This is a genomic window from Pontibacter sp. T17, assembly GCF_057219875.1.
In genome coordinates this window covers 898,887-910,871 of the sequence record NZ_JBXVVW010000002.1, presented here as the reverse complement: position 1 = coordinate 910,871, position 11,985 = coordinate 898,887, and the positions used below count along the sequence as shown (strand labels likewise).

The 11,985-nt window shown below is 59.4% G+C and carries 11 protein-coding genes; 3 read left to right on the top strand and 8 right to left on the bottom strand.

Annotated features, from left to right (window positions below; translation table 11 throughout):
* Positions 1–2: 2 nt before the first annotated feature.
* Together AC2D8O_RS11900 and AC2D8O_RS11895 are read right to left on the bottom strand one after the other, a co-directional pair.
* The gene (locus AC2D8O_RS11900; RefSeq protein WP_484679047.1) at positions 3–1,097 is read right to left on the bottom strand and encodes a glycosyltransferase family 9 protein; all 1,095 of its coding nucleotides are present in this window, start codon (positions 1,095–1,097) and stop codon (positions 3–5) included.
* A gap of 650 nt (positions 1,098–1,747) precedes the next feature.
* Positions 1,748–3,013 (bottom strand): glycosyltransferase, encoded by a 1,266-nt coding sequence (locus AC2D8O_RS11895; protein WP_484679046.1) that lies wholly within the window; start codon positions 3,011–3,013, stop codon positions 1,748–1,750.
* Between the two features lie 23 nt (positions 3,014–3,036).
* Here AC2D8O_RS11895 and mqnB point away from each other — a divergent pair, with 23 nt between their 5' ends.
* Together mqnB and AC2D8O_RS11885 are read left to right on the top strand one after the other, a co-directional pair.
* On the top strand, positions 3,037–3,690 hold the full coding sequence (gene mqnB, locus AC2D8O_RS11890) for a futalosine hydrolase (RefSeq protein ID WP_484679045.1): 654 nt from the start codon (positions 3,037–3,039) through the stop codon (positions 3,688–3,690).
* 6 nt (positions 3,691–3,696) lie between these two features.
* Positions 3,697–4,509: a 1,4-dihydroxy-6-naphtoate synthase gene (locus tag AC2D8O_RS11885; protein WP_484679044.1), complete on the top strand. Its 813-nt coding sequence runs from the start codon at positions 3,697–3,699 to the stop codon at positions 4,507–4,509.
* Between the two features lie 11 nt (positions 4,510–4,520).
* Here the strand turns inward: AC2D8O_RS11885 and AC2D8O_RS11880 are convergent, their stop codons facing one another.
* The 4 genes from AC2D8O_RS11880 to AC2D8O_RS11865 all read right to left on the bottom strand — a co-directional run bounded on the left by AC2D8O_RS11880 (position 4,521) and on the right by AC2D8O_RS11865 (position 7,159).
* Positions 4,521–5,315 carry an anti-sigma factor gene (locus AC2D8O_RS11880; RefSeq protein ID WP_484679043.1) on the bottom strand — a complete coding sequence of 265 codons (795 nt, stop codon included), beginning with the start codon at positions 5,313–5,315 and terminating at the stop codon, positions 4,521–4,523.
* A 13-nt stretch (positions 5,316–5,328) separates the two neighbouring features.
* Positions 5,329–5,874: an RNA polymerase sigma factor gene (locus AC2D8O_RS11875; protein WP_484679042.1), complete on the bottom strand. Its 546-nt coding sequence runs from the start codon at positions 5,872–5,874 to the stop codon at positions 5,329–5,331.
* 177 nt (positions 5,875–6,051) lie between these two features.
* Positions 6,052–6,624 carry a fasciclin domain-containing protein gene (locus AC2D8O_RS11870; RefSeq protein WP_484679041.1) on the bottom strand — a complete coding sequence of 191 codons (573 nt, stop codon included), beginning with the start codon at positions 6,622–6,624 and terminating at the stop codon, positions 6,052–6,054.
* 121 nt (positions 6,625–6,745) lie between these two features.
* Complete coding sequence (locus AC2D8O_RS11865; RefSeq protein ID WP_484679040.1) at positions 6,746–7,159, bottom strand: hypothetical protein; 414 nt, start codon at positions 7,157–7,159, stop codon at positions 6,746–6,748.
* Between the two features lie 195 nt (positions 7,160–7,354).
* Here AC2D8O_RS11865 and AC2D8O_RS11860 point away from each other — a divergent pair, with 195 nt between their 5' ends.
* Positions 7,355–9,949 (top strand): SpoIIE family protein phosphatase, encoded by a 2,595-nt coding sequence (locus AC2D8O_RS11860; RefSeq protein ID WP_484679039.1) that lies wholly within the window; start codon positions 7,355–7,357, stop codon positions 9,947–9,949.
* A gap of 20 nt (positions 9,950–9,969) precedes the next feature.
* Here the strand turns inward: AC2D8O_RS11860 and AC2D8O_RS11855 are convergent, their stop codons facing one another.
* Together AC2D8O_RS11855 and tpiA are read right to left on the bottom strand one after the other, a co-directional pair.
* Positions 9,970–11,052 (bottom strand): SMP-30/gluconolactonase/LRE family protein, encoded by a 1,083-nt coding sequence (locus tag AC2D8O_RS11855; RefSeq protein ID WP_484679038.1) that lies wholly within the window; start codon positions 11,050–11,052, stop codon positions 9,970–9,972.
* Between the two features lie 42 nt (positions 11,053–11,094).
* Positions 11,095–11,868, bottom strand: coding sequence for a triose-phosphate isomerase (gene tpiA, locus AC2D8O_RS11850; RefSeq protein WP_484679037.1), 774 nt, complete (start codon positions 11,866–11,868; stop codon positions 11,095–11,097).
* Between the last annotated feature and the right edge of the window lie 117 nt (positions 11,869–11,985).

Genomic DNA, 11,985 nt, shown 5'->3' with positions numbered 1-11,985 from the left:
ACTCAGGTATGGGGCTGAGCGAAATGTGTCAGGAAGTGCTCGAGGCTGGGTTTCACCTGCGCAAAGTCAATGGTCTCTAGGGTGTCGTCGTAAGTGAGGAAGGCCTCGTAGGCAGTCTGCCACGGGTACCAGATGTGCTTGGGGCTGCGTATGGAGACATACAGGCCGAAGAGCCGCAGGCTGATGGCCGAAGCCAGGTGCACGATGGCGGTGTCGGGGGTGATGAGCAGCCGAGCCTCCGACAGAATGGCTGCGAAGGCGTTGTAGTTCTTCTGGCAGTATACGGGGGTGTGGGCCAGGTCTTCGGTGGCGACGATGGCCTGCGCACGGGGCAGGTCGGCGGGGGCACAGACGATAATGAGGCCCCAGCCTGCTAGGTTGGGGTGCTGCCGCATGTATCGGATGGCATCCTGCCAGCGTTCTACCCCCCACCAGCGGGCATCGGAGCCGGCCGAGAGGTTGACCAGCAGCAGGGGCTGACCGTGTTGGAAGTGCTGTGCGGTAAATGCCTTGGCAATGGCTGTTGACGCTGGTTTAAGCGGATAGAAGACATTAACGTCTTCGGGCTTCACCTGTACGCCCAACAGCGGGGCCAAAGCCAGATGGCGCTGTATAACGTGCGTCTCACCGGGATCGGGGCGGGGTACGGAATGGGTAAGCACGGCCTCGCTGCCGTCGCGTGCCAGACCAATGCGGCGGGGTGCGTTGGCCAGCGCCATCAGCCAGGTGACGGTAGTGGAAATGTCATCGTGAAGGTCTACTACGGCGTCGAATGCATGGGTGCGGCATAGCGTCAGGTAGTCGCGGAAGCCGCCCAGCCCTTTTCGGAAAAGGTGGAGGTGGTCTACATCGGGATGGTCCCGGAACACCACCTGGTTATGTGGCACGGCCAGCACATGCACCTCAGCATTCAGCTGCTGCTTCACCGCATGAATGAGCGGTGTAGTGACAAGGGCATCGCCGATGTTGTTGAGCCGGATGAAGAGGATGCGGGGATTGGGCGGCAGCGGCCCATCGGGAACGGCGGGTTTGGGCCGCGAGGCCAGCAGCAGTTTCAGCAGCAGCCGTTTGTTGGCGTGCTCCAGGCGTTTGAGCATACGGCAAAGGTAGTGGCTGCCGGGTAGAAATGGCAGCGCCCTACGGTGAGGCAGGGCGCGTATGCAGTTGGCATTTGGAAATGGATACCTACGGATGAAACGAAGCGTTCTTGAAGAGACTGACCAACTGCACTGCCAGGTCTACAGGTTCCCGTCACCTACCGTAGTGACATGTACAAAGGTGCTGGCAGCGTGTTAGTACAGGGCAGTGCGAGTGCTAAGGCAGCGTTAAGAAACAGACATCCGCAGGCAGGGCTCGTAACGCAGGGGTTATTTGACTGGCCAGTTGGTGAGGAGTGAATGACGGGTGTTTGAAAGAAGGTTACCTCAAAAAGGAAACACGTCATTTCGAAGGGTGCCCGCTGGGGCTTCCTGAGAAATCTACCTTTGGCCTTCGGAGAAGGCCTCGCGTGCTCCGTCTGACTGGGCGGTACACCGCCCAAAAGTAGATTTCTCGCTGCGCTCGAAATGACGTGAGAGTGGGGGGAGATTCTTGTGAGGCGTCATCGCGAAGTTTGCCCCTGCGTGCTTCTGGAGAAATCTACTTATGGTTTCAGCAGACATCCCGCGCTGAGCAGAACGCTCTGAGAATTCCTTGAGTTTGCATGAGCCGTGGGACCGGCTCAAAACTAAGAGCGCGTACGCAGGGGTTAATTGTCTGACTGGTTGGTGAGGAGTTCCTGCGCCCATTGTACCAGCAGACGGGCATTGCTGGCCAGCAGGCTGTGCTCAATGATCCACTGGCGGTTGCGCGGGGCGAAGAGGGCTTTCAGTTCTGTGAGGTGGGCGAGTGTGTAGGAGAGCCGCTGGGCCAGCGTGGGGGCGTCGAAGGGGTGAACGATGAGACCGTTCTCGCCATCGGTGATAACTTCCAGATTGCCTGGGATGGCATTGGCCAGCGGAATGGCCCCGGCATAGCGCCCTTCGGCCAGTGCGGCAGAATAGCCATCGTATACTGGCGCAGTAATGAACACGTCGGTGATACCCCAGAGGCGATAGACTTCCATGCGGGGAATCTGATGGGGGATGAAGCGGAACTGCGAGGGATGTGCGGCGGTAAGCTGCTGTGCCAGTGCGGCTACAGAGGGCGCTGCCGGGTAGCCAGCACCCAGCACCAGAAAGAACGTGTCGGCAGGAGTGGCAGGATGGGCGAGGGTGCGGGCAATGGCATCGAGGATGATGTCGGCCTGATAGAGGGCGTTGGCGCCGCGGGGACTGAATACTACCCGGGCATTGGGCGGAATGCCATAGGCGGCGCGGGTAGCGGCCTGTGCCTCGGGGCTGGTGTGGGCGTCGAGGAGCTCGGGTTCCAGCCCCCAGCGGAGCAGACGCGTGCGCTCAATAGGTGCGCCAAACCAATCGCGCATGGCATCTACCAGCGGCATGTTGTCGCCGGTGAGGAGGTCGGAGCGGTTGATGACGGCCTGGACGCGGGCCCGGAAGAAGCGGTTGAGCAGGTGTGCCTTGAGGCGCTGGAGGGGCGAGCGTTGCACTTCGCTCTCGCGCCAGGTGCGCAGGCCCTCGGGCTGCTGGGCTTTGTGGCGCGGATACTCCAGTACGTCGGCGCCCATCGCGGCAGATAGGATGGGGATATAGGGCTGGACATCGGCCCAGAGCGCCCAGGTGCCAAAGGGCGTAAGATGCAGGGGGTGCAAGATGTCTACTTTGCGGGCAAAGAGCTCTTGTCGCAACTTTTTGCGTGTGAGCCAGTAGGAAGGGTAGCGGATGCGGCCACCCGCCTGAAAGGGGGCTTTGAACCGGACGATCTCCACGCCGGGAATCTCGGCAGGTTTGGGGTCGAGCGTGAAGATGGTGACTTGCGCACCCGCAGCCGCCAGGGCGCCCGCCCATTTCTCGCAGTGGAAGTTGGAGGGGTCGGAAAGAACGGCGATGTGCATGGGCAGGTGAACTGCCACGAAGATAAGGAGTACCTTTAGGCATGCGTGTATTGGTAGCAAGTGCGACGGAGCTGGAGAGCCAGCGGTTGCGGGAATGGCGACATGCGGGGCGGTTTGCCCATCTGGAACTGGACATCCTGCCAACCGGGATTGGCATGGTGAACACCGCCTGGGCACTGGGCCGCCATCTGCTGGACCGCCGCTATGACCTGATGCTCAATGTTGGCATCTGCGGGGCGTTTGACGAGGCATTGCCGCTGAGCAGTGTGGTGCAGATAGTGCAGGAGACCTACACCGAACTGGGTGCTGAGGACCACGAACACTGGCTGCCGCTGGAAAAACTGGGCTTTCCGCTGTTTGTGCTGAACGATAATCCCCACTATCAGACGCTGCGGAACCCCCTGCCGTTAATGCTGCCAGTGCCCCAGGTGCTGGGCGGCACTGCCAACAAGGTGCTGGGCAATGCCAACAGCATACGGCACGAAGAACTGCTGCACCCGCATGTGCAGGTGCAGAGCATGGAGGGCGCGGCGTTTTTCCAGTGTGCGCTGATGGCCGGGCTGCCCTTTGGGGCGGTGCGTGCCGTCTCGAACCGGGTGGAGCCGCGCAACCGCGCCGCCTGGCAGCTGACCGATGCCGTAAATGCCGCACAGGATACCGTGGCACTATACCTCGACAGCCTGAACCTGCGTTAAGCAGGCATGACGCTTTCGCTGGCTATCAGTCCCTGTCCGAACGACACATTTGCGTTCGCGCCACTTCTACAGGGCAAAGTGGATACCGAGGGGCTGACGTTTGATCCCCAGTTTGCCGACATACTGGAGCTGAACCGCCTGGCACGTGCCGGTGCCGTGGACGTGTGCAAGCTATCGTACTTCACCTATGCGCTGGTGCAGAACGACTATCAACTGCTGGAAGCTGGCAGCGCGCTGGGCCAGAACTGCGGCCCGCTGCTTGTGAGCCGCACACCCATTGCGCGTAGCGAGCTGAAAGGCAAGACCATTGCCATACCGGGCGTAGACACCACGGCGCACCTGCTGCTGGAGTTTTTTGCGCCAGAGGTGCCGCACAGCCAGCGGCGGGTCATGCTTTTCCACGAGATCATGCCCGCAGTAGAACGGGGCGAAGTAGACTGCGGTGTCATCATCCACGAAAGTCGGTTCACGTATCCGCAGCACGGCCTGCAACTGGTGCAGGACCTGGGGGAATACTGGGAACAGACCACGGGCCAGCCCATTCCGCTGGGAGGGATTGTGGTGCGCAAAACATTGGGCAACGAGGTGGCGGAGAAGGTAACGCGCGTGTTGCAGCGCAGCCTGGACTATGCCTGGGCACATCCGCAGGACGTGATGCCCTTCGTACGCGACTACGCACAGGAGATGGAAGAGCCCGTGATGAAGGCCCACATAGACCTGTACGTGAACCGCTACACCCGCGAACTGGGACCTAATGGCCACAAGGCCATCAGCAAGCTGCTGGAAGTAGCCGACGGCCTGCGTGCGCTGGTAAGCTGAGGTGCAGGGGCTCAGCTCTGCACAGTAGCAAGTACCAGGGGCTTGCCTTCGGGTATCTGTACGCCACCTTCACGCTCCAGCGTAATGGCGAATACGTCGGCCTTTTCCACCACTTTCAGGCGCAGCATGCCATCGTGCGCGGAAATGACACCTGCGTCAATGGGTTTGCCGTTCACGATGGACCACAGCTGATACTGTTTGCCGGGGGGCGGTGCGGGCAGGTTGTGCGAGCCGAAGAAGACTTCCTTGGTCTGGGTGTTCCAGTAGATCATGGCAAACTCGTTGCCCTGCTGGTCTTTGAGGGCGAAGTGCACATGATGGGGGTCCGACATGGCCTTGAGCTCGTCGGGCATGAGGGCGAAGCGTGTCTGGAAGACATTGAGGCGCTCGGCCATCTGTGTGCGCTCGGTCTGGAGCACGGCCAGCTGTTCGTCGGCGCGCTGCCAGCGGGAATAGAAGAGGTAGTTGGCGGTGAGGCTGACAAGCAGCAGCACAGCAGCCGCGACCATCCAGTAGGGCTGCATGCGCAGGATGGGCGCACCAGCAGCACCCTTGGCAGATGCTTTGGGTTCGTTGGCTGCCAGTTGTTCTATCTGTGCCAATACCCGGCTGCGAAGGGCAGGGGGTGGCGACAGGGCTTCGGCACGGGCAAAGCCAGCATAGGCTTCGTGCAGGGCTTCCAGTTCGGCCCGGATGAGGGGATCGGCGGCGGCGGCCTGCTCGATACGCGCGGCTTCTTCGGGCGTGCACAATCCCAGCACATACTGCTCCAGATCGCCAGAAGAAATGAGTTGTTGTGTATTCACGGCGAGAGAAGGGTCAGATCAGTTCGCGGAGAGACTTCATGGCAATGCGGATACGGCTTTTTACAGTGCCGAGCGGGATATTGAGTTCTTCAGCGGCCTCGGCCTGGGTGTAACCTTGGTAATAGACAAGGTCCAGAAGGGTACGCTGCTCTTCGGGCAGTTTTTTCAGTAGGCTTTGAATGCCAATGTGCTCCACGGGGGTGCTGATGTTGTGAGTACGGTCTACTGTACGTACGGAATCGTCGAGGCTTCGGATTTTGGGTTGCGACTTGGTATTCAGACTCCTGTGTTTATCAATGGCCGCGTTGCGGGTGATGTTGAGGAGCCAGGTAAAGAGGCGTGCCTTGGCAGGGTCATAGCGGTCGATATACTGCCAGATTTTCACGAAGGCTTCCTGTAGAGCGTCCTGAGCAGCTTCCTCATCGTTAAGGACGCGCTGGGCTACACCCCAGAGGGCAGTGCTGTAGTTGTCGTACAGGTACGTGAAGGCAGCAGGGTCTTTCCGCTGCAGCCAGGCCACCAGGGCGGCTTCGGGGAGGGTCGTGCGGTCTGTAGACACGTAACGATGGGGCCAGTGAGGGTGGGTGAATTTCCGAAAGATACAGGGCAGGCAGGTATCAGGGGATACAGGTGAAAGAAAAAGGAAGTTGCAGAAACAAAGAGGGCCGGGTGTTCGAACGCCCGGCCCCTTGACAACAGTACCAACCAATGAACCAAAATCGGAGACGCTGAGGTCTTATTTGGGCAGCACCACGCGGTCGATCACGTGGATGACGCCGTTGCTCTGGAGTACGTCGTAAGTGGTGATATTGGCCACGTTACCGTTTTCGTCGCGGAGCTGGATATTGTGCGCACCGTTCATCATGGCTGTGAGGGTGCCACCACTGACGGTTTTGATTTCCGCCTTGCCATTGCCTGCCTTGATGAGTTTGGCTACATCGTCGAAGGTGAAGCGACCAGCCACCACATGATAGGTGAGTACCTTGGTGAGCGTAGCCTTGTTTTCGGGCTTCAGGAGCGTTTCGACGGTACCTGCGGGCAGGTTTTCAAAGGCATCGTTGGTGGGAGCAAACACCGTGAAAGGGCCTGCGGACTTCAGGGTCTGTACCAGACCAGCGGCCTGTACGGCTGCTACCAGCGTGGTGTGATCTTTCGATTTTACGGCATTGTCTACGATGTCGCGGCTGGGAGACATGGCTTCGCCGCCCACCATCACGGTGTTGTTGCTCATCATGGCGCCCTGTGCCAGCACGGCCTGGGCGCTGAATGCGAAGCCGGCCACTGCCAGCACTTTGATCAGGTTTTTCATAGGGAGTGAAAGAATTACTGTTTGGTTTACCCATGTACGAGACGGGTCCAAACGGTGGATTTCACCCCAGTGAAAAATGGCCAGTTTGAAGTTCTAACTGCCTGAATGGCAGAGGGAAAAATTACTTTCTGATAAGACCTACCCCCAGCAGAATGAAGCCGGTGACGAGGATGGCTGCCCCCAGATACACGAGGTAGATCATGGGGCCAGGGGTGGCTGTATCGGCAGGGATAGCCGCGCCAAAAAAGCCCAGTGGCATCAGTATGGCGGCTGAAGGGGCGCACCAGCGGACAATCTGCTTGGCGCGGTCGTTGAGCAGGGCGTCGTCTACCCAGCGGAGCAAAATGAGCGACAACACCAGCAGGACAGCGGCATGAGCATGACCAGCGCGGTAGAGGTCCTGCATGAGGGGGTGGGTCTGGTAGCCGGAAGCGGGGTCCTGAAGCAATGATAGCAGCGAGACGCCCCCAAACACCACGAGCGGGTACGAGAGCAGAATAAGACCGGCGGCGCGCCGTGACTGAGTAGAGATCATGATGGAAGACGGGTGTGCCCCACAAATAACGGTGAAAGGTGCTTGCCTAACAAGGCAGGGACGCCTAGACGGGTAAATACAAAGGCCAGTTTTGTTTCCCACAAAATGGCCTGAATTGATGATGAAATAATGACCGTGGCGTAACTTGTTAAGGAAAGAAAACGCTTCCCTGCGGTTAGACAAACAATCCCACCTATGGTGGATCCGAAACGAAAGGATGAACCCATCAATGGGGACCTGCTGAATGGTGATCGCGGCTTCCGGACCGACCGGGATGCTCCGCCGCGTGATCCTATAGACTGGTCGAGTGCGCCACCGCTGGAGGGGGATCTTCTGCCTATGGTGCTGTATCTGGTGCAGCAGGTATCGGCGCACACAGAAGTGCAAAGCGCTGCTCACGCGTTTCTTGTAGAATCGATTTCGGCAATTCGTCCGGATGGCGTAGGCTCGGTCTTCCTGCTGGATACCGACATGGACCGCTATTCGCTGCGTGCCGTACACGGCCTGCACGTACGCGACCTGAACGAGTTCCATCTGCCCGATGAGAACGGCGAAATGATGGGCTGGGAGGCGCTGCGTTTACAGGAACCCAGGGTGTATGCCGGGGCCAGCCTGCAGGTAATGCTGCGGCCACAGATACTGGCGCACCATGGGGGCCAGGTGCCTACCGAAATACTTGTGCTGCCGCTGGTGGTGGCGCAGGAGGTGATCGGGTTTGTAAATGTGGAGCACTATTCTTTCACGGCCCCGTTCAACTCTGAGCAGATACACCAGTTTCAGACGCTGGCCCGTTTTGTGGCGCCCCTGCTGGCCAATGCACAGCGTTACGAGCAGACCCGTCGCCGCGAACTACTGGCCACCAACCTCAACCGGGTATTGCAGGCGGTGAACCAGACACTGGACCTGGACGAAATCATCAAGGCGATCCGCAAGGCTATGGCGGCTGTGCTGCGCATAGACCTCATGGCCGTGATTATGCTGGACACAGACGGCAACACGCTGAAGGTGCTGGCCGTTCAGGGCAACCGTCTCAGCAACGAGCAGTTGAGCCGCTATGAGCGCATGACGGTCTCGCTGGTTGAAGCAGAGAGCGTCACTGTCAAGACGATACTGAAAAACAAGCCGTATCTGCTGACCGAGCTGTCTAAGGACAAGCCGATGTCGCCCTTCGACCGGGAGATATTCGAGATTTCCCCCTTCCGCTCGGCGCTGTTCTATCCCTTGCGGCTGAACGACGAGCCTGTTGGCGTCATCGCTTTTGCCAATCAGACACAGGATCTGCGCATTTCGGCAACTGCGTTCGACACCATAGGCAAGTATGTCAGCACCATTGTGAGTGCGATACAGAATGCCCGGTTGCTGGAAGAGTCGCGGCGGGCGCAACAGGAGCTGATGATGAAGAACCTGGCCATTCAGGGCCAGACCGCGCAGATTCAGCTGCAAAACGAGCAGATGGAGAAGCAGAGCACCGAGCTGGAAAGCCTGGTGAAGATTCTGCACGCCATCAACCAGGAAGTGGAGATGGAGGCCATTATGGGTATGCTGCTGGATCAGGGCATGGTGCTGCTGGGCCAGGTGCAGGCGGGGGTGTTCATGGTGTATGACACCGACACCCAGCGCTTCCGGTGTCTGGCGCAGCGTGGCTACCTCCCCGAGCAGGTGAAGGACATTCACCTTTCATACCGCGAGGCAACCCAGCGCTACATGGTGCCCGACCGAGAGGTGTACGATGGCTGCTATCTCTTTTCAGAAGAGCGCCCCTACGCCGGCCCCACCATCGAGCGCTTCAAGAACATCATGCCCAATGTGGCGGCCAGTCTGGTGGTGCTGGTGCATATCAAAGGGGCGCTGGTGGGCATCATGGTGTTTGACAACACCTACAATATGCGGGCCTTCGAGGGGCTGGACCCCCGTAAGCTGCAACGCCTGAAAGAGCATGCGGCCGGCGCCTTCAGCAAGGCGCGCTACATGAAGAAAATCCAGCAACAGAAGCAGGAGCTGGAGCTGACCTACGGCAAAATCCGCGACAGTATTGGCTATGCCCGGCGCATTCTGGAAGCCATTCTACCCCGCCGCAATCAGATAGAGAAAGCCTTCCCTCAGTCGTTTGTGTTTTTCCGGCCCAAGGATGTGGTGTCGGGAGATTTCTTCTGGTTCAGCTCGCGCAACAACCGCAGCCTCATTGCGGCAGTGGACTGCACGGGCCACGGCATTCCCGGTGCCTTCATGAGCGTACTGGGCAACACTCTACTGAACCAGATTGTGAACGAACGCGGACAGACCGACCCTGGGGCCATTCTCAACGAACTGAACCGGCAGGTGAAGGAGATGCTGGGACAGTTTGATGCTGAAAGCGAAACCTTTGACGGCATGGATGTAGCGCTGCTGAGCTACGATGCCGACGCCATGCAGCTGCAGTTTGCTGGTGCCAACCGCCCGCTGTATCTCTACCGTAAAGGCACCGTAATGGAGCACAAAGGCCAGCGCCATCCGGTAGGAGGCAGCCAGAACAAGGCACCTGCACCCTTCGAGACCATTACCATAGACGTGCAGCCTGGCGACAGCGCCTACATTTTCACCGATGGCTATGTAGATCAGTTCAGCAGCGATGCCCCGCCCCGTAAACTGATGCCGACCCGTCTGAAAGAGCTGTTGCGCGAGGCCAGCACGCTTTCCATGCACGACCAGGCGCGCCTGCTGGAGCAGTTCTTCGACCAGTGGCGAGGCACCGCAAACCAACTGGACGACGTGCTGGTGATTGGGCTGCGGTTCGACAGTCACCTCAGCTGAGGCCTCCCAGCACCGGTTGCTTACGGTGCAGGTACACGCCCCACCCCCGTGCGGTATGGCGACCCCAACCATAAAAATCCGTCGATTTCGTTGATGCTGGCTATGCTGGGCACTTTAAGGGTGTTGTCCATGAAGAAGCCTGTCACATCGCCTTCGCTGTTGAGGCGTAGCGCCATACCGTTGGGGACAGGGCGGGGCACATCGGGTAGGCGCGAAAGCACTTGGCGGATGAAGGGATACTGTGCCAGGCCATCTACCAGCTTGCTGCGCGGCGATACCAGCGACACCCAGTAGCTGCCTTTTCCGTTGAAATCAATGTTGTCTGGGAAGCCGGGCAGGTTGTCGGCAAAGGTATCGGTGGTGCCAGCTTTGGGGCCTTTGAGCCAGATGCGGCGCACACGGTACATCCAGGTCTCATTCACGAGCAGGAAATCTTCGTCGGGCGACAGCACCAGGCCGTTGGCATAGTATAGACTGTCGAGCAGGAGGCTGGTTTCACGGGTGCTGGGGTTATACACCATGACACGACCATTGGGGCGGTGTTCCAGGACGTCAGCTACCAGGCGACCGAGGCCAAACTTACGGCTGGCATCTGTGAAGTAAATGAGGCCGCTGTCGGCCAGTGCTACATCGTTTACTACCATGGCACGGCTGTCGGGCAGGCCAGTGGTGAGTACTGTTGCGGTCTTGCCATCTGGTGAGAGACGCAGCAGGCCACCATCGCCAGCAGCAACAATCATGTGTCCGGTGCTGTCGAATGCCATGCCCAGCGGTCGGCCATTGATGTGCGCCCACAGCTGCATATCCTGCCCACCAACCTTGAAGCGATAGATGTCGCCTGTAACGCAGCCGGTGTAGAACCAGCCGGCACTGTCGCGCACAACGTCTTCAGGCCCCAGCAGCTTTACGGCGGCGGTGTCGCCACCGAAGACCACGGCCTGTGCGAGGTGGGGGTCGGGGTTATACTTGTTCTCCAGCGCGGGCGGGGTGGGCGGCTCCCAGGCTACGGGGTCAACGTCGGTAGGCCACAGCAGCAGGTACAGTACCACCGGCACCAGCAAGCCAAGGAGAATTTGCAACAGGCGGCGCAGCAGCTTTTTCATCCCTCAAAATAGGGGTGAAGCGGCACTGAGCCAATAGGCAAGTCAGGATTTGAAGGCGCGGGCAATGTCGAGGAAGGAGCCACTCTTGAGGCTGGCGCCACCTACAAGGCCGCCGTCAATGTCGGTTTGTGCGAAAAGTACGGCTGCATTGCCAGCATTTACACTGCCACCGTAGAGGATGGTGGTGTTTTCGGCGACGGCCGCCCCATACTTGGCGGTGATCTGCTGGCGGATGGCGGCATGTACTTCCTGTGCCTGTTCCGGGGTGGCAGTGCGGCCAGTACCAATGGCCCACACGGGTTCATAGGCCAACACCACGCGGCCGAACTGTTCGGCGCTGAGATGGAAGAGCCCGGCTGAAAGCTGGCGGCTCACTACGTCGAGGGTCTGATTGGCCTCGCGCTCGGCCAGGGTTTCGCCAATGCAGAAAATGGGGCGCAGGTTGGCTGCCAGGGCACGGTCTGTCTTGTGTGCCAGCAGAGCGTCGTCCTCGTGGAAATACTGGCGGCGCTCGCTGTGGCCCAGCACCACGTGGGTGGCGCCACAGGACACAATCATCTCTGCTGAGGTTTCGCCGGTGAAGGCTCCACGCTCTTCCTGATGCATGTTCTGCGCAGCGATGGAAATGCGGTTGCCCTCACGCTTGGCCAGATGGTGGCAGGCCTGGAGATAGGGTGCCGGAACGGCCAGCACCAGCGGCACCCGCAGGCCAGGGTCGGTGCCCAGGGCAGCCACAATTTCACTGACCAGGCTTTGGGCCTCTACCAGTGTGAGGTGCATCTTCCAATTGGCGGCCAACAGCTTGCGAGGGTGCATAGGGATAGTAGCGTTTTGAGGATTCGGGCGCAAAGGTAGGCAGAATGCCCCAAACCGGCGGTTGGCGCTGGCCTGTCGGCTGGGTGACAGTTGGGGCAGCTGGGCAGGGCCATCTTG